This window comes from Mesorhizobium sp. CA16 (assembly GCF_020165175.1).
Taxonomy (GTDB): Bacteria; Pseudomonadota; Alphaproteobacteria; order Rhizobiales; family Rhizobiaceae; genus Mesorhizobium.
The window spans coordinates 183,929-210,409 of record NZ_JAIUHP010000004.1 but is presented as its reverse complement, the minus strand read 5'-3'; the positions used below and the strand labels follow the sequence as shown (position 1 = coordinate 210,409).

The following is a 26,481-nucleotide window of genomic DNA, read 5'->3' as shown; positions in this document are numbered from 1 at the left end:
CAATCAGGTCGAGGGTTCAAAACCCTCATTCGATGGAGGTTGCCATGAACGATAGCTTCACGCCCTCTATGTGTCTGGCGGCGGCACCGGCAATGCACTCAAGGCGCGGGCGCTTTAGCCTGGCGGCCTTGCGCAGCCTTATCGCCGAGCGGCGCAAGCAGGCCTATTTCCGCTTCGAGCTCAAGCGTATAGCGAGGGACAATCCGCATCTGATCGACGACATCGGGCTGACGAGAAAAGAGGTCGAGGCGGAGATCGCCAAGCTGCCCTTCTGGCAGCGATAAAACCGCCTTGGGCCGGCCGAAGGGCAGAGAGCGGTCCGTTGGACCGCTCTCTTCATTTGCGGCCGGCAGAAACTTACTTGGCGTTCGGGTTCGGCATCCAGGCAGGCATAGCGACGTCGGCATGGGCGAATTGCGGCAGCTTGGCCGACAGGTCTTCCATGTTCTTGATGTCCTTGTCGATCAGCTCCTTCTGGGTGATCAGCGTCGGCGGCACGATGACGTTGTGGCCGGGATCTTCACCGGCAAGCAGCTGCGCCAGCGCGCGCACCGAGACCTGGCCGACGACGGCCGGGTTGGTGGCGGCGGTCGCCGCCCAGGCGCTGTCCGGCTCGCGCATGGCGGCGATGTCCGAGGTCGAGATGTCGGCCGAATAGATCTTGATGGCCTTGTTCAGCCCCGCCTCGTCGACGGCGATCTTCACGCCCTTGGCGAACTCGTCATAGGGCGCGAACATCACCTTGATATCGGGATGCGCCTGCAGCACCGAGCGCGCCTGATTGGCGACGGAGTTGGCGATCGGATTGTCGAGCGTGCCGAATTGCGCGACCTCGCTGATGCCCGAATATTTCTTCTTCACCTCCACCCAGGTCTCGTTGCGGCGGTCGAGCGGAGCGATGCCGGCAACATAGACATAGCCGGCCTTCCAGCTCTCGCCATTGTCCTTGACCGCCTGCTCGAGCGCCAGCTTTGCGAGGTCTTTGTCCGACTGCTCGATCTGCGGGATCTTCGGGTTCTCGACATTGACGTCGAAGGCGACGACCTTGATGCCGGCATCGACCGCGCGCTGGGCGGCGTCCTTCATCGATTCCGTCAGGCCGTGCTGGATGATGATGCCCTGCACGCCAAGCGCGATCGCCTGGTCGACCATGTCGGCCTGGAGCGCTGCGTCCTGGCGGCTGTCCAGCACGCGCAGGTCGACGCCGAGCGCCTTGGCCTGCGCCTCGACGCCGGAGAGATAGGCCTGGAAGAAGTCGCCTGTCGACAGATAGCGCACCAGCGCGATCTTGACGCCGGGCTTGTCGAACGGCGCCGGGCGGTCCGCCGCCAATGCCGTGCCCTGCATCAGCAGCGCCGCGCCGGCGAGGCCGAGTGCCGCCTTCCCCAAAAGTCTTCTTGTGATGTTCACTTCGTTTTCCTCCATTTGTTATGCCCCGGTCGAAACTATCTCTTGCCCCTGCCGGAAAGGGCGAAGGTGAAGACAAGGGCGACGACAAGTACCGCGCCCTTGACGAAATCCTGCGTATAGTAAGGCGCGTTCATCATCGTCAGGCCTTGCAGCAGGACGCCGACGAACACCGCGCCGACGGCGGTGCCGAAGGCGTTTGGCTTGGCGGCGCCAAGCACAGCGTAGCCGATGAGCGCCGCCGCGACTGCGTCGAGCAACAGATTATTACCCGAGGCGATGTCGCCGCGTCCAAGCCGGGCGGCAAGCAAAATCCCGCCGATTGAGGCGAAAACTCCCGAAATCACATAAGCCCAGATTTTGTATGCCTTGACAGGCGCGCCGGCGAGCTCAGCCGCCCTCTCATTGCTGCCAACGGCATACATCATGCGGCCGAAGCGGGTGTATTCGAGGAAGAACCAGATCAGCGCCGCGAGCGCGACCAGGACCACCACCGAGACCGGGATCAGGTTCGGGATGAAGAAGTCGATGCGGTGACGGCCGAGCGCCAGGAAAGCCTCCGAGAACTTGCCGTTGGCGACCGAGCCGTCGGGCATGGTCATGCCGGTGGCGATCGAGCGGCCTTCCGTCGGAATGCGCTGCAGGCCGAGCAGCAGGAACATCATGCCGAGCGTGGCCAGAAGATCGGGCACGCGCATATAGACGATCAGCCAGCCATTGATCAGGCCAACGATGACGCCGATGACAAGGCAGGCGATGACGGCGACGATCGCGTTCTGCTCCAGCACGACCATGGCGTAGGAGGCCGCCATCATGGCGCTGGTGGCGACCGAGCCGATCGACAGATCGAAGCCGCCGACGACGAGCGTCGCGGTGACGCCGAGCGCCAGCACGCCGGTGATGGCCACCGACTGGAAGATGAACACAGCGCTTTGCGGCGAAGCGAAGCCATCGGCGGCGACCGCGAAATAGGCGATCAGCCCGACCAGCAGGACGATGAAGCCGTAGCGGATGGCGTAATCGCGCAATGTCATCGAACGCTCCCGCGCCGTTGCCTTGCCCGCCAAACTGGAACTCATGCCTGCACTCCCGAGTCTCGTCATCCTGCGATCTCACGCCGCGCTGTGAAGCGGTCCGCCGGCCACTTCCGCCAGCAGCCGGTCGAGATCGATGTCATCGTTGCGGTGCTCGCCGACGATCGTGTGTTCCGACATCACCAGGATGCGGTCGGCGGTCTCCAGCGCCTCGTCGAGCTCGGTAACGAAGATCAGCGTCGCGCGGCCGTCGGCGCTTGCCCTCAGCTTGGCGGCAATGTCGCGACGCGCCGAAATGTCGACACCTTGGAAAGGCTCGTCGAGGATAAACAGGCGCGAGGCCTGCGACATCCAGCGCGCCACCATCACCTTCTGCTGGTTGCCGCCGGAGAGCGCCGAAAGCTCGTCCTTCTCCGAGCGGCAGACGATGCCGAGCTCGTCGATCTGGCGGCGAGCGGCGGCGCGCTCGGCGCGCTTCTTCATGACGCCGAGGTCCGACATGCGCTTGAGGAACGGCAGGCTGATGTTGCGTTCGATGTTGAAGCCGCCGACGATGCCGCTCGCGGCGCGGTCCTTGGCGACCAGGAAGACGCCGGCGGCGATCGCCTCGCGCGCCGAGCCCGGCGCGTGGGGCTTGCCGTCCATATGCATGGTGCCGGCGAGCGGCCGGCGCACGCCGAACAGCGTTTCCGCCAGCGCCGTCTTGCCGACGCCGACCAGGCCGGTGATCGCCACCACCTCGCCGGCGCCGAGCGTCATCGAGATCGGTCTCGATCCTTGCGCCAGCCGCAACCCTTCGGCGGAGAAGACGGCTCGGGCCGAGCTTCTGGCAACCACCCTGTCGAGATGGATCTTGCGGCCGAGCATGGCGTTGACCGCGCCCTCATAGTCGAGCGGCTTCCGGTCGAAAATGCCGGAGACCACGCCGTCGCGCATCGACACGATGCGGTCGGCCAGTCGCCTGATGTCGGACATCCGGTGCGAGATATAGAGGATGGCGACGCCCTGGCCGCGCAGCCGATCAATGAGCGAAAACAACCGATCGGCCTCGGCGCTCGATAGCGAAGAGGTCGGCTCGTCGAGGATCAGGACCTTAGGCCGATGCGCCATGGCGCGGGCGATGGCCACCATCTGCCGATCCGCCAACGACAAGTCGCTGACGCGCGCCTTGAGGTCGATGGCAAGTCCCATGCGGTCGGCGACGGCTCTCGCCTCGGCGCGGACATCGGCAGGCTTGAAAAGCAACGACGCGCCTTTGCCGCTTAGCCGGTCGAGCGTCAGATTGGTGGCGACGTCGAGGTCGGCGACGACGCCGTCATTGATGTTCTGGTGCACGGTGACGACACCGGCGCGAATGGCTTCGGCGGGTGTCTGCGGGTCGAAGGCCTTGCCGGCAAGCCGCATCGAGCCTGCGCCGTGTTCGTAGACGCCGCTGATGATCTTGACCAGGGTGGATTTGCCGGCGCCGTTGGCGCCCATGAGCACGGTCACCTCGCCCGCAAAGAGGTCGAGCGAGATGCCGCCAAGCACCTCGTTCTGGCCGAAGGATTTCCTCAGGCCCTCCACATGGAACACGGCATCTGCGCCCATCCATTCCTCCCGGATCGTGACGCTATGGGCTCATCCGGCAATTGTCAACACGATTGACATTTGCCAGAGCGCTTCCTAGCTTGGCCCCGCCGCTGTGGCTCCGCTATCGTCGGAAACCACGCGCAGGAGGGAGAGCATGACCGGGAAGTTCGAAGCATTGTCGGTGGAAACGCTGCCGGAGCGCCTTGGCGAGACTGCGGCCCTCACGGAGCGCATCGGCAAGGACACTAGCCGCTGGAAGGTACAGGAGGTCGGCGACGGCAATCTCAACCTCGTTTTCATCGTCGAAGGCGACAAGGGTGCCGCGGTGGTCAAGCAGGCGCTGCCCTATGTGCGGCTGGTCGGCGACAGCTGGCCGCTGCCGCTCAAACGCTCGTTCTTCGAATATCATGCGCTGACCAGGCAGGAGCGCCGTGCGCCCGGCTCGGTACCGGCGATCTACCATTTCGACGAGAGCCAGGCGCTGATCGTCATGGAGTATCTGGCGCCGCCGCACATCATCCTCAGGCGGGCGCTGATCGACGGCCGCGAACTACCGAACATCGCACGCGACATCGGCCTGTTCATGGCGCGCACACTGTTCCGCGGCTCCGACCTGTCGATGGTGACGAAAGAGCGCAAGGCCGATCTTGCGCTGTTCGCCGACAATGTCGAGCTGTGCGACATCACCGAGAACCTGGTGTTCTCCGACCCCTATTTCGATGCCAAGATGAACCGGCATACCTCGCCGCAGCTCGACGGCCTGGTCGCCGAGCTGCGCGCCGACCGCGACCTCAAGGTCGAGGCGCAGCGGCTGAAGCATCTGTTCGCCGCCAATGCCGAGACGCTGCTGCATGGCGACCTGCATTCCGGCTCGATCATGGTGACCGACAGCGAGACCCGGATGATCGATCCGGAATTCGCCTTCTACGGCCCGATCGCCTTCGACGTCGGCATGCTGCTCGCCAATTTCTGGATGGCCTTCTTCTCGCAACGCGGCCACGAGGAGAAAGGCGGCCGCGACTCCATGCGCGCCTATCTGCTCGGCGTCACGGCTGAGACCTGGGCGACCTTCCGCGCCGAGTTCTCGCATCTGTGGCGGACCGAGCGCAGCGGTATCCTCTACCAGAAGAGCCTGTTCGAGGATCAGGGCGATCTGCTCGGCTCCGAGCAGGCGCTCGACCATATGCTGCACTCCATCTGGACCGACCTGCTCGGCTTTGCCGGCATCGAGGTGCACCGGCGCATCCTGGGTCTCGCCCACAATGCCGATTTCGAGACCATTGCCGATCAAGACCTGCGCGCCAGATGTGAAGCCAAGGCTTTGCGCTTCGGCCGCCATATCGCCGTCAACCGGCGCCAGATCCACAGCATCGACGAGGTCAACAAGCTGGCCGCGCTGATCGAACAGGAGAAGAGCCTTTGAACGTCGGCGAACGCCACTATCGCACCATCTGGCTCAGCGACGACAAGCGCTCGGTCGAGATCATCGACCAGCGCTGGCTGCCGCATGAATTCCGCATCGAGAAGATCGGAAGCGTCACCGGCATCGCCACCGCGATCCGCGACATGTGGGTGCGCGGCGCGCCGCTGATCGGCGTCACCGCGGCCTATGGCGTTGCCATCCAGATGATGGACGACCCATCGGACGAAGCGCTCGACGCGGTGTGGGAGACGCTGCATAGGACACGGCCGACGGCGATCAATCTGCGCTGGGCGTTGGACGAGATGCGCCAGCACCTCAAGCCGCTCGCGCCTGCAGAGCGTGCCGAAGCGGCCTACAGACGGGCCGCCGAGATCGCCGATGAGGATGTCGGGCTGAACCGCGCCATCGGCGAAAACGGGCTTGCGATTATCAGGCAGATCGCGGCGAAGAAGAAGCCGGGCGAGAGCGTCAACATCCTCACCCATTGCAATGCGGGCTGGCTGGCGACGGTCGATTACGGCACCGCCACCGCGCCGATCTACCTGGCGACCGAGGCCGGCATTCCGGTGCATGTCTATGTCGACGAGACGAGGCCGCGCAACCAGGGCGCCCAGCTCACCGCCTGGGAAATGGCGGGACACGGCGTACCGCACACGCTGATCGTCGACAATGCCGGCGGCCACCTGATGCAGCGCGGCGACATCGACATGGTGATCGTCGGCACCGACCGCACCACGGCCGATGGCGATGTCTGCAACAAGATCGGCACCTATCTCAAGGCACTCGCGGCCGCCGACAATGACGTGCCCTTCTATGTCGCGCTCCCCTCGCCCACCATCGACTGGACCGTGGCCGACGGGCTGAAGGAAATCCCGATCGAGGAGCGCTCCGGCGACGAGGTTTCGCTGGTGTGGGGCAAGACGGCCGACGGAAAGGTCGCGCAGGTGCGGGTCTCACCGGATGCGACACCGGCGGCCAATCCGGCATTCGACGTGACGCCGGCGCGGCTGGTCACCGGGCTCATTACAGAGCGCGGCGTGGCGAAGGCCTCGCGCGAGGGGCTGAAGGCAATGTTTCCGGAGCGTGGGTAATTAGCTGATCTCCCCAGCACGTCGTCATTCTCGGGCTTGACCCGAGAATCCATGCCGTGACCTCCGTCATCGAGCGCAACGGTGCAGAATTCTGTAACCGTTGCAATGCCTTAGCGCCACGGCATGGATCCTAGGGTCTGCGCGCGTCGCTTCGCTCCTTGCTCCGCCCTAGGATGACGACCGCGATGTCATCGCCAGTTGACACTATTGCCCTGCCCTCCCATAAAACCTGCGTTAATGTTCTCAGGGCGGGGTGAAAGTCCCCACCGGCGGTAAGGGCGATTTTCGATCGCTCAAGCCCGCGAGCGCCTTCCAACCTATCGGAAGGGTCAGCAGATCCGGTGCGATTCCGGAGCCGACGGTTACAGTCCGGATGGAAGAGAACGATCGCAGGAGACGGCTCCGCTCGCGCGGGCCGCGTTTTTGCGTCGTGCGTCCTGATTCTGGTTCGAAACGGAAGGAAGGACCCATGAATCAGCATTTCCCCAAAGACCATACTGCCCATCGTGTCGCCGTCGTCCGGGCGCGCTGGCATGCCGATATCGTCGACCAATGCGTGCAGGCCTTCGAGGCGGAGCTTGCCGCGCTCGGCGGCTTTGCCGTCGAGGTCTTCGACGTGCCGGGCGCCTATGAGATCCCGCTGCACGCCAAGACCCTTGCCGAGACCGGCCGTTACGCCGTGATCCTCGGCACCGCCTTCGTCGTCAATGGCGGCATCTACCGGCACGACTTCGTGGCGAGCGCCGTCATCGACGGCATGATGAATGTGCAGCTCGTGACCGGCGTGCCGGTATTGTCGGCGGTGCTGACGCCTCACAACTACCATGACAGCGCCGAGCATCACCGCTTCTTCCACGAGCATTTCACCGTGAAGGGCAAGGAAGCGGCGAAAGCCTGCGTCGAGATCCTCGCCGCCCGCGCAAAGATCGCCGCCTAAGTCCGAAGCGCCGGATTTCAGCCCTGCAACAAGAATTGCGACCGAAAAGGCTCCGAAAGGTTGCGGTAGCTCCGAAATCCGGCCAGAAGCAACGGGGCCGCCCGACGCCCGGGCGACCTTTTCAAACACGGGCTCGAACCAGATACGGGAGACTATTCGTTGGCTCGCATCACACTGAGACAATTGCTCGACCATGCTGCCGAACATGGCTATGGCGTGCCTGCCTTCAACATGAACAATATGGAACAGGGCCTCGCTATCATGGAGGCGGCGGAGGAGACCAAGTCGCCGGTCATCCTGCAGGCCAGCCGCGGCGCGCGCGCCTATGCCAATGACGTGGTGCTGGCCAAGCTGATCGACGCGCTGGTCGAGATCCATCCCGACATCCCGGTCTGCATGCATCTCGACCACGGCAACAACGAAGCGACCTGCGTCACCGCGATCCAGTATGGTTTCACCTCGGTGATGATGGACGGCTCCCTGAAGGAGGACGGCAAGTCGCCGGCCGACTACGCCTATAATTCCGGCATCACGCGGCGCGTCGTCGACATGGCGCATTGGGGCGGCGTCTCGGTGGAAGGCGAGATCGGCGTGCTGGGTTCGCTGGAGAGCGGCGGCGGCGAGCAGGAAGACGGCCACGGCGTCGAGGGCGCGATCAGCCACGACCAGTTGCTGACCGATCCGGTGCAGGCCGAGCAGTTCGTGCGCGACACGCATGTCGACGCGCTGGCCGTCGCCATGGGCACCAGCCACGGCGCCTATAAATTCTCGCGCAAGCCGGACGGCGCGGTGCTGGCGATGAACGTGATCGAGGAGATCCATCGCCGCCTGCCCAACATGCATCTGGTCATGCACGGCTCGTCGTCGGTGCCGGAGGAACTGCAGGAGATCATCAACAAATATGGCGGCCAGATGAAGCCGACCTGGGGCGTGCCGGTGGAGGAGATCCAGCGCGGCATCAAGCATGGCGTGCGCAAGATCAACATCGACACCGACAACCGCATGGCGCTGACCGGCGCGATCCGAAAAGTGCTGACCGAGAACCCATCGGAGTTCGATCCGCGCAAATATCTGACGCCGGCCATGGCCGCGATGAAGAAGCTCTGCAAGGAGCGCTTCGAGCAGTTCGGCACCGCCGGCAACGCCTCGAAGATCAAGCCGATCCCGCTGGCCGACATGGCCAAGCGCTACAAATCGGGCAGCCTCGACCCGAAATTCGGCTGAGCCAACTTTCCCGCGGCCGGTTTTCGGCCGGTCGCGGTAGCCGGCCCTGCCTCGCCTCAGCATCCGCGTGGCGGAACTTCATGCCGGCCAAAACGGTTCCTGCTCTGACGCCTCCCGTGCCCGCTCACAGGGAAGGAGACAACCATGAGCAAGGACCGCGACAGCGAAGGTCCGGTGTTTTCGGGGCAGGGCGCGCGACAGGGCGAAATCATCCTGCGCACGCGCACCCGTCGCATCATCTTCATCGCCGGGCTGGTCGGCATCGTCGTGCTGGCGCTGGTGCTGAGCATTGCCGTCCGGTGAGGCGATTCGCGCATGATAGAGTAGCGGCCAGGGAACCATCGGCGGCCAAGCCTAGTTGAGCATTCCAGACGCAACGGAGGGCGCGCTTAGGCTGCCCCGACGGACCATGCTCACGCCGCTTTGCTGCGACATGCCGCTTCATCCGACATGGCCGGACCTCGTCGCGCGGCTGCTGGTCACGGTGCTTGCAGGCTTCCTCATTGGCCTGAACCGCGAGGCCCGCGGTCATTCCGCCGGGTTGCGGACGACCATCCTGGTCGGCCTTGCGGCCTGCGTCGCAATGGTCCAGGCCAACATGCTGCTCGGTGTCTCGGGCAAAGGACCGGACTCCTTCGTGCGCATGGATGTGATGCGTCTTGCCCTCGGCGTGCTCACCGGTGTCGGCTTCATCGGCGGCGGCGCTATCTTGCGACGCGGCGATCTGGTCACCGGCGTCACCACCGCCGCCACGATGTGGATCATGACCATGATCGGCCTTGCCTTCGGCGGCGGTCAGTACGGCCTCGGCGCGATCGCAACCGTGCTGACGCTGGTGACACTGCAGGCGCTGAAATGGGTCGACCTCAAGATCCGGCGCGATCACAAGGCAATCCTTTCGGTCTCCTGGCCGAAAAACGCGCCGCCCGACCTCCAGGAAATGGTGCGGCCGCTTGGCTACAGTGCCCGCTTCGTCGGCATGGAGCATGACGCAGACCGTGAGCGCTTTGTTTATTCCTTCAACATTCTGTGGAAGCAGCCCGACGCTATTCCACCTTCGACCGACGTGCTGACGCTTGTCGGCGAGCATTGCGCGGTCGAGCGCTTCGAGGTGATCAGCGAGAAGCCGTTCTAGTGTCGTAACGGAGGATGCTTGAAATCGTCCCGGACATGAAACTTTCCCGCCCGCAGATGGTTCTGGGCAAGATGGTACTTGTCCATGATCGGTAGGCATTGATGGCCGAACTTTCTCTGACGCGCGGCCGGATGGTCGATGTCCAGATCGCCCAGCGTGGAATTCATGACCGCCGGGTTCTGGAGGCCATGCGGGAGGTTCCACGCGAGGTCTTTGTCGACCCCGATTTCGAGGAATTCGCCTATGAGGACACCCCTCTGCCGATCGGCAAGGGTCAGACGATCTCGCAACCCTTCATGGTCGCCTACATGATCGAAGCCGCCGAGATCGATCCTGGCGACCGCGTTCTCGAGGTCGGCACAGGTTCGGGCTACGCGGCGGCAGTGATGAGTCGTGTTGCAGCCCGCGTCTACACGATAGAGCGCCATGCGATGCTCGCCGAAATCGCCCGGCAGCGGTTCGAACGCCTCGGTTACGACAATATCGAGGTTCGCGCCGGCGACGGCACCAAGGGATGGAGCGACGCCGCTCCGTTCGATGCCATATTGGTGGCCGCAGCCGGTCCCGGCGCGCCGCTGGCGCTTCAGGAACAGCTCGATGTCGGTGGCCGTCTGGTGATCCCCGTCGGCAAGGAGGTCGACGACCAGCGGCTGCTGAAGGTCACCCGAACCGGCGCAACGACCTACGAGGAAGAAGACCTCGGTGGCGTGCAGTTCGTTCCGCTCATCGGCGAACAAGGCTGGGCGGAACGGCCTCGATATGGAGCCGATCGACCGGCTGTGGTCACGCCGCAGCCGCGCGAAAGAAGCCTGCCGGAGATGATCGCGGCCGCCGCCGAGCCGCTGCCGGATTTCGAAGGCCCGGTCTTCGGCGATCTGTTCGACCGCTTCGCGGACCGGCGTGTTGTCCTTCTCGGCGAGGCCAGTCACGGCACCTCCGAATTCTACAAGGCGCGCGGCGCGATCACGCGTCGGCTCATCGAAAAGCATGGCTTCAGCATCGTCGCGGTTGAGGCGGACTGGCCGGATGCTGCGGCCATTGACCGCCATGTCCGCCATCGGCCGCCGCGCGCGGCCACAGAGCCGCCATTCCAGCGCTTTCCCACATGGATGTGGCGCAACACCGATGTCGACGCATTCGTCGGCTGGATGCGGGATCACAATGGAGGCCTCGACGATGTAAACCGCCGGGCCGGCTTTTACGGTCTCGACATCTACAATATGAGCGCGTCGATTGCGGCCGTCCTGCGCTATCTCGATCAGGTCGATCCGGATGCCGCCGCCGCTGCGCGGCAACGCTATGGCTGCCTGACGCCGTGGCAGAAAGAGCCTTCCACATACGGGCGCGCCGTGCTCACCGCCGGCTATCGCAAATGCGAACAAGCCGTGCTGGAGCAATGTCAGGAGCTGCTTGCAAGACAGCTCGACTACGCTCGACAAGACGGCGCCGACTTTCTCGATGCCACGCAGAACGCAAGGCTGATCGCAGCCGCTGAACGCTACTATCGCATCATGTATTACGGCGGGGCGGAATCCTGGAATCTCCGCGACACGCACATGTTCGAGACGCTAGAGCATCTACTCGAGGCGCGCGGCTCGGACTCAAAGGCCGTCGTCTGGGCCCACAACTCGCATATCGGCGATGCCCGCTTCACCGAGATGGGAACGATCAGGCAGGAGTTGAACATCGGCCAGCTCTGCCGCGAGCGCTTCGGCGACCAAGTGGCGCTGATCGGCTTCGGCACCCATTCCGGAACGGTGGCCGCGGCTTCCGATTGGGACGATCCGATGCAGGTCATGCGGGTGCGCCCTTCGCATGCGGACAGCTACGAACGGCTCTGCCACGACAGCGGGGTGTCGCGGTTCCTGCTCGATATGGACCGCGACGCCGCGCTGAGACATCGCCTGCTGGAGCGGCGGCTGGAGCGCTTCATCGGCGTGATCTACAGACCGGAAACCGAACTGCGCAGCCACTATGCCGATGCCTCGCTGCCGAGACAGTTCGACGCCTTCGTCTGGTTCGACAAGACGAAAGCGGTGACGCCGCTTGGGCCGGAGCATGCCAGGACCGGTGTACCCGAAACCTATCCGTTCGGACTTTGACGAAGTCGGAGTCTCGGAACGGGGCGGCGGCCAATTGGGCTCGGAACATTCGCTTCGGCCAATCAGTTCCTCATCCAGCAAATCTTGGAAGGAGCCTGCCATGAGCACCAAGCATCTCAAATCGCGCAAACCGAGCGACGCCGATCTGGAAAACAATCCAGGCATCGGAACGTCAAAGGGCAGCATCAAGGAAGGCGATGATCTCGAGCTCGGCGAGAACACGACCGAAGGCGACGTCGAGAACGACACAACGGCCAGCGGCGGCATCAATCCGCGGCAAAAAATGCGCACGAACAAATAGAGTCTAAAGCCAGGCGCGTGCCTCACGCATCCGTTTTTGGCTCTTCCGCGTCGGCGCGAACGAGCTTGATGTCGGCCCCTGCCGCCCAGGCGCCGATGTCCTCGCGGCGCAGCGCCGCCGCCATCATGTCGGGGAAGTGATCCGGCGTGCAGGCAAAGACCGGAATGCCCAGCGCCGCGACCGAGCCGGCCATGGAAGGGTCGTAGCCGGGGCGGCCTTGGTCGGTAAGCGCGAGCAGCACGACCACGTTGACGCCCGACCGCACCAGCGTCGCCAGCCTTCGCAGAAGCTCCTTGCCGTTGCCGCCCTCGTAGAGATCGGTGATCAAGATGAAATGCGCCTTGGTCGGCCGCTCGATGCGCTCGGCGCAATAGGCGACGGCCTGGTTGATATCGGTGCCGCCGCCGAGCTGGACGCCGAACAGCACCTCGACCGGATCGCTGAGCTCTTCCGTCAGATCGACGATGGCGGTGTCGAAACATACGAGTTTGGTGCGCACGACTGGCAGTGACGCCATCACGGCGGCAAAAATCGAGGCGTAGATGACCGAGCTTGCCATCGAGCCGGACTGGTCGACGCAGAGCGTTACCTCGTCGAGATCGACCAGCCGCCGCTGGCGGCGCATGAAGCCGACCAGCTTTTCCGGCACGACGGTCTTGTGGTCCGGCTGGTAGTGGCGAAGGTTCGCCGTAATAGTGCGCGGCCAGTCGATGTCGCGCTGGCGCGGGCGGTTGGTGCGCCGCGACTTATCGAGCGCGCCACGGATCGCCTCCGCGGTCTTCTGCTCCAGACGCTGCATCAGCTTCGCGACAATATCGGTAATGATCGAGCGCGCGATGTCCTTGGTCTTGTCCGGCATTGCCGAGCGCAGCGAGATCAGGTCGGCGACGAGATTGACGTCGGCCTCGATCGCCTTGAGGAATTCCGGCTCCATCAGCATCTGCTTCAGGTTCAACCGCTCGAAGGCATCCTTCTGCACGACTTGCACGACCTGCTCGGGGAAGAAGGAGCGGATGTCGCCCATCCATTGAGCGACGCGCGGCGCCGAGCGGCCAAGCCCGCCACGCCGCTTACGCGGATCGCCGGCGGTGTCGCCGCTGCCGTCGCCATAGAGCGCGTCGAGCGCCGCAGACAGCCGCCGATCCTCGGCCGAGAGCGCCGACGATGTCTCCTCGTCGGCGCCGATCGCCAGCCGCCAGCGACGCTCCCGATTGTCCAGCGTCTGATCGAGCTCCGGCCCAGTCGCTTCGTCAGCCATGGCGGGGCTCCCCTGCGAGCAGCTTTCCAAGAAGGGCAAAATGCCTGCGCCAGGCCTCGCCGCCGTCCGGCGCCGGCGTCAGCCCGGTGGGCAGGCTCGCTCTCTTGCCAAGCACGGCCTCGATCAGGCGCCGGCGCTCCATGCTGTCGAGGTTGGAAAAGACGCGGCGCAGCAGCGGCAGATGCGCCACGAAAGCTTCCTCTTCCAGCGAGGCCAACCAGGTATCGACGGCGCCGCGCAGGCCCTCGTCGTAGATCAGCCTCTGGCCGGCGCCGCTGAAAAAGCCTTCGAAGAATGCCGCGGCATCGGCAACGGGCGTCCCCGGCGACAGACGCTTTGCGAGCAGATTAGCGGTCGCCTCGGCGGAGAGCCGGCCGTGCTCGTAGAGCAGATGCGCGGCGCAGCCGGCGACGAGCGCCGTCGAGCGCGATGAATCGAGCACGGCAGCCAGACCGTTGCGCCAGGCCTCCAGGACATGCTCGTCCGGTTCGACCAGCCTGATCGCCTCGTCGGCCTTGCGCAACGCGGCCATCAATGCCGCGGCGGCCTGCGCGTCGAGGTCGCGCGCCGCATAAGGCAGCGCGATCGATCCTTCGATGATCAACCGTTCCAAGAGGCCGGCGAGGCGTTCGTTCTCGGTTTTGCGCGCCTCGCCGTAGCGGATGATGTCGGCCAGCGGCGGCACCGAGGCCAGCAGCTCCAGGCACTCGCTGCTGTGCGCCGCCTTTTCCTCCAGCGCCGCCAGCCCGGCGGCGGACGCCTCGCTCAGCCCCGCCGTGATCGCGTTTTGCACCAGTGTGGCAAGCGTATCCAGTGTCGCGGCCGCGCCGATCATCTGGATCAGGCGGCCATTGGCGGCCTTCTCGATGGTCGGTCCATAGACCAGGTTCTCGACCAGGCGAACCGCATATTCCGGTTGCCAGGCTAACATCCAGCGCTCGCGGAACGTGCCGCGACTGCGGCCGACATCCGTCAGCCTGCCCCAGTTGACGCCAAGCACATTCAGCCGGTGCAGCAATGTCGAGCGGAAGAGCCCGCTCTCGCTGCGCAGGTCTACGGAAAGTTCCCGCTCAAGGGCCTCGGGCTTCAGCCGGGCCGCCTTCTGGTTGCGCTGCAGATCATCGATCAGTGGGGCAAGCGGCGTGTCTGGCGGAATCTCGCCGACATCGGCGCCGAGCAGCAGCTCGGCCTCGACCATCTTCCACAGCAAAGCCTCGCCGTTGAAGAGCGCCGAGACCGAGGCGTCGCGCAGTTCCTCGAAGCCGGGCTTCGGCCTGTCGCGGATGGCGGCGAGCGCGCGAGCCAAGCGCTCTGCCTCGATCAGAGAGGCCGTGGAAACCATATGCCCCTTACCCCTGAGCACCGCGGCGATCCGCGCCAGCCAAAGGACCGAGGCATCATCGCGCCCGCGCGTCGCCCACAGATGCTTGCACCAGCCGGGAGCGACGACGCCGGCGCCATAGCCATAGCCCAGCGCCAGGCGCGGTCCGGTCCATGGCGCGAAGGTCATCGTGGTCTTGCGTCGGCCGATGCCCTTGAGCAGCGCCTGGTCGCTCTTTTGCGTGTGCGCCGCCCGAAGGGCCGGCACGTGCCACGCGCCGCAGACGACGGCCAACGGTCCGTCGAATTCCTTTCGCGCGGCGGCGATCTCGAGACGCATATGCGCCTCGCGCATCGCCTCGAAGTTGCCGATCGCGCCCTCGCCGTCGCGCAGCGTCGTCATCGCGTCGGCAATGGCCGCGAAGATCGGGCCGGGTGCAGGATTCTGCTCGATGATATCCGACCACCAGCTCTCGCCGTCCTCGTAGCCGGCGGCGCGCGCCAGGGTGCCGATCGGATCTCGGATGCGTTCGGCCTCCTCGCCCTGCTCTTCCGTCGCCTCCGCTTCGGCCCCATCGGCGTCCGTCGCACTTTCAGTCGTCTTCTCGGCCAACCGCGCCGCCGACGGCAGGTCGATGAAGCGAAGCGCCGCTTTGTTGGCTACGGCCCACAGCGCCGCCTGGTACTCGGGCGAGAATTCGGCGAAAGGCCAGAACCTCGTTGCCGCGGGATCATCCTCGGGATAGCAGAGCAGCGCCACCGGCGGCTTCATGTCGGGGCTGGCGAGCAGCGGCAGCAGCGGCGTGGCATCCACCGGCCCCTCGATCAGCACGGCGACGGGCCGCAATTCCTGCAACGCCTTGACCAGGCTCTCGGCGGAGCCCGGCCCGTGATGGCGAATGCCGAAATAGCTGATGCCGCCCTCAATCATCGCTCAGATGGCCGCGTTGAGCGCCGCGTAATAGCCGGCATAGTCCGGCCGCTTCTTGAGCACCGTCTCCAGATATTCCTCCAGCACCACCTTGTCCTGCACCGGATCCTTGACGATGGCGCCGACAAGGCTCGAGGCAAGGCCCGCGGCGTGAAGCTTGCCGTCGTCGAACCAGGCCGCCTGACTGAGGCCGCCGACCATCGTGGCGATCGCCTCGGCGGTGGACAGCGAGCCCGACGGCGTCTTCAGCGTCACCTTGCCGTCGGCGGTGGCGCCCGAGCGCAGCTCACGGAAGATGGTGAGCACGCGGGCGATCTCCTCGCCGACATTCTTCGGCACCGGCAGGTCAAGCCCACCGGCCATCTCGCCGACGCGCCGGGAGACGATGGAGACTTCCTCGTTCATGTCCTCAGGCAAGGGCAGCACCACGACATTGAAGCGACGCTTCAGCGCCGAGGAGAGCTCGTTGACGCCCTTGTCGCGGTTGTTGGCCGTGGCGATGATGTTGAAGCCGCGCTGCGCATAGATCGAAGTGTTCAATTCCGGCACCGGCATCATCTTTTCCGAGAGCACGGTGATCAGCGTGTCCTGGACGTCGGAGCCCATGCGCGTCAATTCTTCCAGGCGACAGAGCTTGCCGTCCTGCATGGCGCGGTAGAGCGGGGTCGGCACCAGCGCCTCCTGGCTCGGGCCCTTGGCCAACAGCTGGGCATAGTTCCAGCCATAGCGGATCTGGTTTTCGTCGGTGCCGGCGGTGCATTGCACGACCAGCGTCGAGTTTCCCATGATGGCGCCGGCGAGATGTTCCGACACCCAGGATTTCGCTGTCCCGGGAACGCCGAGCAGAAGCAGCGCCCGGTCGGTAGCCAAAGTGGCGACCGCCGTTTCCATCAATTGCCGGCGGCCGACATATTTCGGCGAAATCACCGTGCCGTCGCTGGCCTTGCCGCCCATCAGATAGGTGAGCACTGCTTTGGGCGACAGGCTCCAGCCGGCAGGCTTCTGACGGTCGTCGCCGCGCGCCAGCGCCTGCAGTTCCGACGCATAGATTTCTTCGACCGGAAGGCGGATGGCTGCGTTCATGCGATCGTCTCCAGTTTGATCATCTGTGGGATTGGTTCTGGGCAAGCGCCGCGTTGAGCCGCAGCAGACCGAGCGATGGCGATGCGGGCGGCAAGCCTGCGGCAACGACCTCGCCGATCAATTTTTCCGCCGTCGCCGCCGTGGCGAGAAAACCCATGGTTTCGAGATACTGCTCGGCGCTTCGTTTCATGATGTCGTTGTCACCCGAGACGGCGGCACGCAGCGCCGAAAGCGCCTTGCCGCTTGTGAGGTCGCCCCATTCCAGCCAGCCTGCTTCCGCGCCTTCAACCAGGGTGAGCGCGGCCAGATTTTGAGCGTCATTCAGGATCTGCCTGATCAGGAGACGTTTTCTGCCGCCGTCCAAACGCAACATGAGCTGGAGGACGAGAAGCGCCAACCTGCCGCCGGCGGCGACGAGCAGATCCGCCAAACAAGCCACCGACGCATCACCGCCGGACGCCGAGACCATTCGAACGAGAAAGAGGTCGGCATTATCATCGACGCCAAACTGCCATGCCTCGATGAAATCGGACTCCGTCTTGCCGAAGTGAGCGACGAGATCGCCGAAATAACCAAACGCGAACAACTCGGCGCGACGTGCCTGTTGCGCGGGCGACTTGATTTTTATCGGCGCATAGGTGGTGCGGCGCCGGATGAAGCCGGATTTGCCTTCCTCGATGAAAGCGGCGAGCTCGGCTATCGGATTCTCCGGCCCGCCATCAGTTGGATTGCCACGTTCGCCCAACCTTGCCAGGAGCCGGCCGGCCATTTCGCGCACTTTGCCGGAGCGATCGGCAGACAAGCTCTTCAGAAACGGAACGTCATCGGTACCAAGGCCGAAACGCATGAGTTCGACAAGTGGAAGCCTGACCTCCGCCAGTTCGCTTGTCCCTTTGGTCTCGATGAGAGTCCGCGCCAAGGCAGGCCTGGTGCGCCGTAAATCAATCAAGGCAATACGGCGCGCGGCTGGATAGAAGTCGTCCCAGGTTTCCGCCGTCAGTTGCTCGCGGCCGGACCGTTTTTCGCCTTCGGCGCCTGCCTGCCAGTCGATCCATGGCGCATAGACATCAGGGCTTTCCTGATCCGTCGCAGCGGGCATCCAATCCATCGGATGCAGCACGAAGCCTCGGCTGACGACGAGCGTGGCCACGCGACCCTTGAGCCTCGCATCGGCTGCATATTTCAGTGCGGCACGCAGCGACGGCCGCAGCCGTTCAGGAAGCATCGGCAAGGCCAGCACCGGCAGTGGCGGACGGCGTTTCAAACTTTTTGGCGCCGCCGGGCGAAGCGCGACGTCCAGCGCCTGCGCGGCAATGGCCAGCAGCCGCCGCTCCTGCTCGTCCGGGCTGGCCGCCGCCACGACTTCCTTCCATTCGGCGGGAGCAAATTCGAAAGCAGCGCCGCCGGAAATCCAGCCGTCGCGCAGCCTCGCCAGCCCTGCCTGGTCGAGCTCGTTCACGACAGGTCGAGCCTCCCCATGCTGCTTTGCGAAGCCAGAAGCTCGAGCCTCGCGCCATTCCAGAGCGCGGCCGTCGCCGCGAGGTCGAGACCGAGCAAGGTTTGATTGACCGAACCCGCGACAGGCAAGGCGATGCCATGCGGATCGTTCGCCGCCTGCCACCAGGCGCCGTCCCTTTCGTCCAGCGCGATCGCGCCGGCCGGCAGGATGAGCGGGCAATCGGACAGCCAAGGCGTTTTGTCCTGGAATACGGAATAAGCGGCGAGCGGATCGGCCTCGGCGCCGCTGGCGAACGCCGGCCATGCGCCAGGCGACGCGTCGCCCAGCCGCTCCGCGACCAGGGCCCTGAGCGGATTGCGGGATGGGTAGAACACCAGCCTCGCCTTGAAGCGGTCCCCGGGGGCAAAAGCGCCGGAGCGCCGCCCCGCTGATGCCGGGAAGAAATCGAGCAGGAGTGCAAATCGTGGAGTTGGACTCCTGAGATCGAGCAACCAGGTGGCGTGGCTCACAAGGCCGTCGCGCCGCGTCTCGATCTTTTCGCCAAGCACCTCCCAGTCGCTCTCGACCCGGACGGCATCGGGGTTGGCGAGGATCTGGTCGCGCGTCTCCGACGTCGAGACCAGGCGCTTCAATTCGGCATCGTCGGGCGCGGCACGCCAGGCCTTGCCGAGCAGCACCAGCTTGCCGAGCTCGCGGATCGCGGCGTCCGGGCGCTCCTCGCCGCGCAGCGCCATCAGCCGCGCCGGCAACTCGTCGATGCGCCCGGCGAGCGTCGTCGCCTTCAGATCGACAAGACGCGCCGCGATGCGGCGGCAGCGTTCACTGCTGGCGTTGACAAAACCGGCGAGACCGAGCCGAAGCTGGTCGGCGATCCATTGGTCGAGCTCATCGAGCGCCGCAGAAACCGCGCTGCGCGTGTCCTCGGCCCGCTTGCGCTGCGCGGCCTCGCGGCGTTCGGCGGCAGCAGCGTCCTCAACAGGAGCGGTCTCTTCCGGCCGCGATGCCTCGTCGATGCTTTTGCCTTCCGCGCGCGCGGGCGCTTGCGCCGGCGGCTGTCCTGGCTTGCGGCGCCGGCCGAGCCAGTCGTTCACCCAGTCGGGCGTCTGGTCGACACGCGCGAAGCTGTCGGGCGCCGTGGCACCGATCCACGCCAACGCCAGTATGTGCTTGCACGGAAATTTTCGCGACGGACACGTGCATTTATAGCCGTGATCGGAGGCGTCGAATGCGACCCGGTACGGGTTGGATCCTGAGCCCTGGCATTCGCCCCAGATGAGCGGAAGCTGTTCATGTGCTTCAAGCCTGGGCCAGTTCGACCGCTTGGTCAGCTTGGCCGCGGCGCCAAGCGAAGCCTGATCGGGGGCCAATGCCTCGATTGTCTTCAAATCCAGCTGCAAGCCGCGCGCCTCTCACCACCCCGAAGCAATGACGTCGCAACGATTGATAGCCGTTTGCGGCGCGCCGGTGTAGTTCCAGCCGCCGTAAAATTTGAGAACCTGTCTAACGTTCCGTTGCTCTCCTGACAGCACCGGTCAGGCCATTTGTGAACATCGTTCATTTTTCTCTTGAACGTCGTTCACGATATGCTATAGTGCGTTCGTGAACAGCGTTCAAGGCAATGTATCCGGCCTGAAACAGACCGGCGCCGATCCGGCTTAACGCTGAAACGAAAGGATCATATCGATGCTCGCCGACAGCCAAGCCCGCAAACAGTCACGTGCCTGGAAGGCCTGGAGACCGATCGTGGACGACAGATTCCAGGCGCCAAGAACAAGAAACAAATGGATTGGATTGAATCGCAGTAACGAAGTTTAACGGCTTCCCGATAAACAAGGCTCAAACCGCGCAAGTGTCCGCTCAGTCCAATCGGATTGCCAGCCGGACTTGCCCAATGGAAATTGCCATGAACACCCATCTGATGATGTCGCGGCGCTTCGCGCCTCTCTTCTGGACGCAATTCCTCTCAGCCTTCAACGACAATTTCCTGAAGAACACGCTGGTGTTCCTCATTCTCTTCACGCTCGCCAAGGACCAGGCCGCGTCGCTGGTGACGCTGGCGGGGGCTGTCTTCATGGCGCCCTTCCTGCTGCTGTCGGCGCTTGGCGGCGAGATCGCCGACCGCTTCGACAAGGCGCTGATCGCGCGGCGGCTGAAGTTCACCGAGATCGCCGCGGCCGCCGTCGCCGTCGCCGGCATCGCGCTGTCGTCGATCCCGGTGCTGATGACGGCGCTGTTGATGTTCGGCACCATCTCGGCGCTGTTCGGGCCGATCAAATACGGCATCCTGCCGGATCATCTCGAGCGCAAGGAACTGCCAAAGGCCAATGCCTGGATCGAGTCGGCCACGTTCGCGGCGATCCTCGGCGGCACCATCGCCGGCGGCGTCGTCTCCGCCGATGGCATCGGCGTTTGGGTGTTCGGACCGATCATGATGGCGCTGGCCGTCGGCTGCTGGTTCGTCAGCCGCTTTATCCCGTCCACCGGCTCGGCCGCACCCAACCTTGCCATCGACAAGAACATCTTCCGCTCGACCTGGCGGCAGGTCGCCGACTTGCGCACCGACACGCGCATCTGGCGCGCCGGCCTGATGACCTCCTGGTTCTGGCTGGTCGGCGCCATCGTGCTGTCGATCCTGCCGACGCTGATCAAGGATTCGCTCGGCGGCAACGAGATCGCGGTCACCGCCTATCTCGCCGTGTTCGCCGTCTCGATCGCCATCGGCTCGGCCATCGCCGCCTGGATGTCGCAAGGACGAATGGTGCTGCTGCCGGCGCCGGTCGGCACGGCGCTGCTGGCGCTGTTCGGCCTGCATCTTGCCTGGACCATCGGCAGCATGCAGCCTTCGCCCAAGGCCGAGACGCTTGCCGCCTTCTTCGCCGGCCCGAACACCATCCGCGTCGCCATCGACCTCGCCGGCATGGCCATTGCCGCCGCCTTCCTGGTGGTGCCGACCTTCGCCGCCGTGCAGGCCTGGTCGCCGGAAGCGCGCCGCGCCCGCGTCGTGGCCGCGGTCAGCATCGTCAATGCGGGCTTCATGACCGTCGGCGGCATTCTCGTCGCGGCCATCCAGGCTACGGGTGTCTCGATCGCCGGCATCCTGTTCGGCCTCGTCGCGGCCAACGCCGTCGCCGCCTGGCTGATGCTGAAATACCTGCCGACCAATCCGTTCCGCGACTTCGTCTCTATCCTCTTCCGCGCCTTCCTGCGCCTGGAGATCGAGGGCATCGAAAACCTCAAGGCGGCCGGCAAGGCGCCAATCCTTGCCCTCAACCATGTCAGCTTCCTCGACGGTCCGCTGGCCCTGACCCTGACCGACGAGGAACCAGTCTTCGCCATCGACTATACGATCGCACAGGCCTGGTGGATGAAGCCGTTCATGAAGCTTGCTCGCGCCTTGCCGCTCAATCCGGCGAAGCCGATGTCGACCCGCACGCTGATAAAGATCGTGCAGGGCGGCGACCCGCTGGTCATCTTCCCGGAAGGCCGCATCACTGTCACCGGCGGCCTGATGAAGGTCTATGACGGCGCGGCCATGGTGGCCGACAAGACCAGCTCGATGGTGGTGCCGGTGCGCATCGAGGGGCTGGAGAAGAGCTACTTCTCCCGGCTGACCTCGCAGCATGTGCGCCGCCGCCTGTTCCCGAAGGTCAAGGTGACCATACTGGAGCCGGTGAAGCTCGAAGTCGCGCAGGAACTGAAGGGCCGCCAGCGTCGCGCCGCGGCCGGTTCCGCGCTCTACCAGGTGATGTCGGACCTGGTCTTCCGCACCCAGGACATCGGCAAGACGGTGCTGGAGAAGATCATCGAGACCGCCAACGAGCGCGGCATGAAGGAGCTCGCCGTGCAGGATCCGGTTACCGGGTCGCTGAGCTACGGCAAGCTCCTGACGGCCGCCGCCGTGCTCGGCGAGAAGTTTGAGCATCTCTATGCCGGCCAGCAGACATTGGGCATCATGCTGCCCAACGCCAACGGCGCCTGCGCGGCACTTCTCGGCGTGATGTCGGCCGGCAAGGTTCCGGCGATGATCAACTTCACCGCCGGCGCAGCGAACATCCTGTCGGCCTGCAAGGCGGCCGAGGTGCGCACCGTGCTCACCTCCCGCGCCTTCGTCGAGCAGGCAAAGCTCGGGCCGGTCGTCGAGGAGATCGGCCGCTCGGTCGACATCGTCTGGCTCGACGACCTGCGGGCCACGATCGGACTCAAGGACAAGCTGTTCGGCCTGCTCCGCAAGGCGACCCCGCGGGTGGCGCGCAAGGCGGACCATCCGGCCGCGATCCTGTTCACCTCGGGTTCGGAAGGCACGCCCAAGGGCGTGGTGCTCACCCACCGCAACATCCTGGCCAATGCCGCCCAGGCCGCCTCGCGCATCGACTTCCATTCGGGCGACAAGGTGTTCAACGTGCTGCCGATCTTCCACTCCTTCGGCATGACGGCGGGCACGGTGCTGCCGCTGATCTCAGGCGTGCCGGTCTATTTCTACCCCTCGCCGCTGCACTACCGCATCGTGCCGGAACTGATCTATGCCTCGAACGCCACGATCATCTTCGGCACCGACACCTTCCTGTCGGGCTATGCCCGCACGGCGCATCCTTACGACTTCCGTTCGGTGCGCTACTGCTTCGCCGGCGCCGAGCCGGTCAAGGCCGCCACGCGCACGACCTATATGGAGAAATTCGGCCTGCGCATCCTGGAAGGCTATGGCGTGACCGAGACCGCGCCGGTGATCGCCATCAACACGCCGATGTACAACAAGTCGGGCAGCGTCGGTAAAATCATGCCCGGCATGGAGTATCGGCTGCAGCCGGTGCCCGGCGTCGACGAAGGCGGGCGCCTTTTCGTGCGCGGCCCCAACGTCATGGCCGGCTATCTGCGCGCCGAGAATCCTGGCGTGATCGAGCCGCTGGAAAACGGCTGGCACGACACCGGCGATGTCGTCACCGTCGACGATGCGGGCTTCATCTCGATCCGCGGCCGCGCCAAGCGTTTCGCCAAGATCGGTGGCGAGATGGTTTCGCTTGCCGCGGTGGAGGCGCTGGCCGGCGAACTCTGGAAAGGCTCGCTGTCGGCCGTCGCCACACTGCCGGACGCGCGCAAGGGCGAGAAGCTGATCCTGATCACGGAAGCGCCCAACGCCACCCGCGCCGACTTCCTGGCCTTCGCCAAGGCGAACGGCGCCATGGACCTGATGGTGCCGGCCGAAGTGCGTGTCGTGGCGAAAGTGCCGGTGCTCGGTTCCGGCAAGCTCGACTTCGCCGGCGTGACCAGGATGGTGCGCGGCGCGGAAGACCTGAAGGTCAAGGCCGCCTGACCCGCGCGTGCGAACAGGCCGGCAACAAGCTCCGGCCTGTTCATTGCCAGTCCCTGCCGTTCACTCACATGTCGGCGGCGGTCGGGCGCACGATCACTTCGTTGACGTCGACGCCGTCGGGCTGTTCGAGCGCGAAGCGGATCGCGCGGGCAATGGCGTCCGGCTTCAGTGATTTTTGCCGCCACTCTTTCAAAGCCGCTGCCACCTGCGGGTCGCTGATGTCGTCGCCCAATTCGGTCGCGGTCACGCCGGGGGAGATGATCGTGGCGCGGATGTCGTCGTGCTCCTGCCGCAGGCCTTCGGTGATCGCCCACACCGCATATTTCGTGCCACAGTAGACCGCCGCGGTGGGCAGCACGAGATGCGCGCCGACGGACGCCACGTTGACGACGTGCCCGTTTTTCTGCGCGACGAAGCGCGGCAGCACCGAAGCGATCCCGTTCAGCACGCCGAAGATGTTGACGTTTATCATGCGCGCCCACTCATCGCGCTTCAGCGCGGCAAGCGGCGACAGCGGCATGACGCCGGCATTGTTGACCAGCGCATCGATCCGTCCGAATTGGGCATGAGCGGCATCGGCGAAAGCCTCGAAGCTCTCGGCATCCGTTACGTCGAGCTCGCGCCAGGCGACGCGTTCGCCGATTTCCTCGGCCAGCGCCTTCAGACGCTCGGCGCGTCGGGCTCCGATGAACAGTCTGGCGCCGGCCGCGGCAAGCTCTCGCACCGTCGCTTCGCCGATGCCGCTCGATGCGCCGGTGATGAGTACAACCTTGTCTTTCAGTCCCGTCATGATCGTTCCTTTTTGGCTTGCGGTGACGGGATGGAAAATGGCGCCGCACAGGCGAAGACCGGTAGCGTGATCGTCCAAAGAGTTTGCACAATCCTCCAAGCGAGGCGGACAAGGCTTGCAACATTCCGCGTCATGCAGATTTATGCGGCATGGAAAAAATCACCGAACTGGCCGGGCTGATTGCCCGGCATGCCAGGGGTCCCGGCATTTCAAGCACCGCGATCCCCCGGCTGACGCTCATTCAGGCGGGCCGGCCCAGCGCGCCGGTGCCGGCGGTCTATGAAGCCTCGCTTTGCATAATCGCCCAAGGGTCGAAGCGCGTCTCGCTGGCAGACCAGAGCGTGGTCTATGATGCATCGAGCTATCTTCTTGTTTCGGTCGACCTGCCTCTGGTCGGCCATGTTCTCGAGGCCAGTCCGGCCGCGCCATATCTATGCTGCAAGATCGACTTCGACCTCGCGGCACTTGCCGATCTGCTGGTGACGGAGCGGCGGACTTCTGGCGAAAAGGACTTGCCTGTGCTTGCGGTCTATCCGAGCGACCCGGACCTGATCGATGCCGCGAGCCGATTGGTGAAGCTGCTCGATCGCCCCGAAACCATCGATGTTCTGGCCCCGCTGATAGAGCGCGAAATCCTCTACCGTCTGCTTACCGGTCCGCATGGCGCAACGCTTCGTCAAATGGGAACCGTGGACAGCCACCTGAACCAGGTGAGCCGCGCGATCGCTACGATTCGGAACGGCTTCCAGGCGCAGTTGCGGATCGACGAGATTGCCGCGGCGTCAGGCATGAGCGCGTCGTCGCTTCATGCTCACTTCAAGGCGATCACGCGCATGACTCCGCTGGAATATCAAAAACAGCTACGCCTGCAGGAAGCGCGAAGGCTGATGCTGGCCGACGGGGCCAACGCCGGCACGGCCGGTTTCGCGGTCGGCTATGACAGCCCGTCCCAGTTCAGCCGCGAATATCGGCGCCTGTTCGGCGCCCCGCCCCGTCAGGACATCGAGCGTCTTCAAGCCATACCCGGCTCGGCCACGGCCTATTGAGGCTTTGGCCGAACGGGGTGCAGCTGTCAAACAGGCCCTGGATCGCCGGAGACTTTGCGCCGGACCGATCGGCTCAGGCAGCGTATCTTGCCATGACGGGCTGCCTCGACCACTGCGCATACCAGGTGTCGAAGAGCTTGAGCTGCTGCTCGGCATAACCGCGCTGGCTGTCGCTCAGCGCGTCGGTCTCGTTGAAGTGCAACCTGTATTCGGGATTGCCCTTCAGCACCATCATGTGCTTGAAATAGAGCACGAGGTCCGGTCCCTCGTCGAAAGAGGACAGCGCGGCCAGTGCCGCGTCCAGTTCCTGCGCCAGCCGGCGCGCTTCGGCATCGCCCTTCGCCGCCGCCTGGCTGAGGCCCACGAGATGCAGCACTTCCTTGGGCAGGACATTGCCGATGCCGGTGATGGCGCCGGATGCTCCGCAATTGACGAAGCCGTGGAAGACGGCGGTGTCGACGCCGATCATCAGCGCAACCTCGTTGTCGCGGCTGGTGATGTTTTCCGCCGCATAGCGCAAATCCGCCGGGCCACCGAACTCCTTGAAGCCGACCAGGTTCGGATGCTCGGCGCGCAGCGCGAAGAAAAGGTCGGCGCGCGTGGCAAAGCCGTAATAAGGGCTGTTGTAGATGACGGCCGGCAGGTCGGGCGCGGCGGCAAGGATCGCCTTGAAATGATGGCGCTGCGCCGTCACCGACGGCCCGCGCGAGAGAACGCGCGGTATCACCATCAGGCCCCGCGCGCCGACCTTTTGCGCGTGGGCGGCGTGCGCCACGGCGCTGGCGGTGTTGACCGCGCCGGTGCCGACAATCACCGGAACGCCGGCCTTCACCAGGCGCTCGACGCCTTCCATTCGCTGCGCGTCGGTCAGCAGCGGCCAGTCGCCCATGGAGCCGCAATAGACGACGGCCGACATGCCGGCGGCAATCAGCTCGCGCCCCTTGCGCACCAGCGCGGCGAAGTCCGGAAGTCGGTCATCGGTGCAAGGCGTCATCAGCGCCGGCATGCAGCCGGAAAAAACATTGGCGGGCATTTTCGAAGTCTCCTTGAGGCAGGCATG

Annotated in this window: 21 protein-coding genes and 1 riboswitch; of the genes, 11 read left to right on the top strand and 10 right to left on the bottom strand. The window is 64.7% G+C overall.

What is annotated here, in order from left to right; genetic code table 11:
* Positions 1-44: 44 nt before the first annotated feature.
* On the top strand, positions 45-284 hold the full coding sequence (locus tag LB525_RS08725; protein WP_411967836.1) for a DUF1127 domain-containing protein: 240 nt from the start codon (positions 45-47) through the stop codon (positions 282-284).
* A 73-nt stretch (positions 285-357) separates the two neighbouring features.
* Here the strand turns inward: LB525_RS08725 and LB525_RS08720 are convergent, their stop codons facing one another.
* From LB525_RS08720 to LB525_RS08710, 3 genes are all read right to left on the bottom strand, one after another.
* A complete protein-coding gene (locus LB525_RS08720) occupies positions 358-1,410 on the bottom strand; it encodes a substrate-binding domain-containing protein (protein ID WP_224544321.1) in 1,053 nt (350 codons plus the stop codon).
* 35 nt (positions 1,411-1,445) lie between these two features.
* Positions 1,446-2,441: an ABC transporter permease gene (locus LB525_RS08715; protein ID WP_224544400.1), complete on the bottom strand. Its 996-nt coding sequence runs from the start codon at positions 2,439-2,441 to the stop codon at positions 1,446-1,448.
* A 78-nt stretch (positions 2,442-2,519) separates the two neighbouring features.
* A complete protein-coding gene (locus tag LB525_RS08710; protein ID WP_224544320.1) occupies positions 2,520-4,031 on the bottom strand; it encodes a sugar ABC transporter ATP-binding protein in 1,512 nt (503 codons plus the stop codon).
* A gap of 136 nt (positions 4,032-4,167) precedes the next feature.
* Here LB525_RS08710 and mtnK point away from each other — a divergent pair, with 136 nt between their 5' ends.
* From mtnK to LB525_RS08670, 8 genes are all read left to right on the top strand, one after another.
* Complete coding sequence (gene mtnK, locus LB525_RS08705) at positions 4,168-5,436, top strand: S-methyl-5-thioribose kinase (RefSeq protein ID WP_224544319.1); 1,269 nt, start codon at positions 4,168-4,170, stop codon at positions 5,434-5,436.
* Entirely contained in the window at positions 5,433-6,527 is a 1,095-nt protein-coding gene (gene mtnA, locus LB525_RS08700; RefSeq protein ID WP_224544318.1) for an S-methyl-5-thioribose-1-phosphate isomerase, read from the top strand. Before mtnK ends, mtnA begins: the two co-directional genes overlap by 4 nt.
* 235 nt (positions 6,528-6,762) lie before the next feature.
* Positions 6,763-6,916: riboswitch (FMN riboswitch) on the top strand.
* Positions 6,917-6,996: 80 nt separating this feature from the next.
* Positions 6,997-7,464 carry a 6,7-dimethyl-8-ribityllumazine synthase gene (locus LB525_RS08695; RefSeq protein WP_224544317.1) on the top strand — a complete coding sequence of 156 codons (468 nt, stop codon included), beginning with the start codon at positions 6,997-6,999 and terminating at the stop codon, positions 7,462-7,464.
* A gap of 159 nt (positions 7,465-7,623) precedes the next feature.
* The gene (fba, locus tag LB525_RS08690) at positions 7,624-8,688 is read left to right on the top strand and encodes a class II fructose-bisphosphate aldolase (protein ID WP_095768796.1); all 1,065 of its coding nucleotides are present in this window, start codon (positions 7,624-7,626) and stop codon (positions 8,686-8,688) included.
* Positions 8,689-8,832: 144 nt separating this feature from the next.
* The gene (locus LB525_RS08685) at positions 8,833-8,991 is read left to right on the top strand and encodes a peptide ABC transporter permease (RefSeq protein ID WP_224544316.1); all 159 of its coding nucleotides are present in this window, start codon (positions 8,833-8,835) and stop codon (positions 8,989-8,991) included.
* A 106-nt stretch (positions 8,992-9,097) separates the two neighbouring features.
* Positions 9,098-9,823 carry an MgtC/SapB family protein gene (locus tag LB525_RS08680; RefSeq protein WP_095768797.1) on the top strand — a complete coding sequence of 242 codons (726 nt, stop codon included), beginning with the start codon at positions 9,098-9,100 and terminating at the stop codon, positions 9,821-9,823.
* Positions 9,824-9,924: 101 nt separating this feature from the next.
* Positions 9,925-11,925 (top strand): protein-L-isoaspartate(D-aspartate) O-methyltransferase, encoded by a 2,001-nt coding sequence (locus LB525_RS08675; protein ID WP_224544315.1) that lies wholly within the window; start codon positions 9,925-9,927, stop codon positions 11,923-11,925.
* 100 nt (positions 11,926-12,025) lie between these two features.
* Positions 12,026-12,226 carry a hypothetical protein gene (locus tag LB525_RS08670; RefSeq protein WP_095768799.1) on the top strand — a complete coding sequence of 67 codons (201 nt, stop codon included), beginning with the start codon at positions 12,026-12,028 and terminating at the stop codon, positions 12,224-12,226.
* A gap of 22 nt (positions 12,227-12,248) precedes the next feature.
* Here LB525_RS08670 and LB525_RS08665 read toward each other — a convergent pair whose 3' ends face one another.
* Genes LB525_RS08665 through LB525_RS08645 form a run of 5 tightly spaced genes read right to left on the bottom strand, consistent with a single transcriptional unit; the run spans position 12,249 to position 19,644 of the window.
* Positions 12,249-13,484, bottom strand: coding sequence for a VWA domain-containing protein (locus LB525_RS08665; RefSeq protein WP_140844271.1), 1,236 nt, complete (start codon positions 13,482-13,484; stop codon positions 12,249-12,251).
* Positions 13,477-15,735: a DUF5682 family protein gene (locus LB525_RS08660; protein ID WP_224544314.1), complete on the bottom strand. Its 2,259-nt coding sequence runs from the start codon at positions 15,733-15,735 to the stop codon at positions 13,477-13,479. The genes LB525_RS08665 and LB525_RS08660 overlap by 8 nt, the downstream gene beginning before the upstream one ends.
* 3 nt (positions 15,736-15,738) lie before the next feature.
* The gene (locus LB525_RS08655) at positions 15,739-16,818 is read right to left on the bottom strand and encodes an ATP-binding protein (protein WP_140844275.1); all 1,080 of its coding nucleotides are present in this window, start codon (positions 16,816-16,818) and stop codon (positions 15,739-15,741) included.
* A 19-nt stretch (positions 16,819-16,837) separates the two neighbouring features.
* Entirely contained in the window at positions 16,838-18,277 is a 1,440-nt protein-coding gene (locus LB525_RS08650; RefSeq protein WP_224544313.1) for a DUF5691 domain-containing protein, read from the bottom strand.
* Positions 18,274-19,644: an SWIM zinc finger family protein gene (locus LB525_RS08645; protein WP_224544399.1), complete on the bottom strand. Its 1,371-nt coding sequence runs from the start codon at positions 19,642-19,644 to the stop codon at positions 18,274-18,276. Before LB525_RS08645 ends, LB525_RS08650 begins: the two co-directional genes overlap by 4 nt.
* Before the next feature lie 536 nt (positions 19,645-20,180).
* Here LB525_RS08645 and LB525_RS08640 point away from each other — a divergent pair.
* A complete protein-coding gene (locus LB525_RS08640) occupies positions 20,181-23,585 on the top strand; it encodes an acyl-[ACP]--phospholipid O-acyltransferase (protein ID WP_224544312.1) in 3,405 nt (1,134 codons plus the stop codon).
* A 64-nt stretch (positions 23,586-23,649) separates the two neighbouring features.
* Here the strand turns inward: LB525_RS08640 and LB525_RS08635 are convergent, their stop codons facing one another.
* Positions 23,650-24,375, bottom strand: coding sequence for an SDR family oxidoreductase (locus tag LB525_RS08635; protein WP_224544311.1), 726 nt, complete (start codon positions 24,373-24,375; stop codon positions 23,650-23,652).
* 149 nt (positions 24,376-24,524) lie between these two features.
* Here LB525_RS08635 and LB525_RS08630 point away from each other — a divergent pair, with 149 nt between their 5' ends.
* Complete coding sequence (locus LB525_RS08630; protein ID WP_224544310.1) at positions 24,525-25,421, top strand: AraC family transcriptional regulator; 897 nt, start codon at positions 24,525-24,527, stop codon at positions 25,419-25,421.
* A gap of 73 nt (positions 25,422-25,494) precedes the next feature.
* Here LB525_RS08630 and LB525_RS08625 read toward each other — a convergent pair whose 3' ends face one another.
* On the bottom strand, positions 25,495-26,454 hold the full coding sequence (locus LB525_RS08625) for a dihydrodipicolinate synthase family protein (protein ID WP_224544309.1): 960 nt from the start codon (positions 26,452-26,454) through the stop codon (positions 25,495-25,497).
* Positions 26,455-26,481 lie beyond the last annotated feature (27 nt).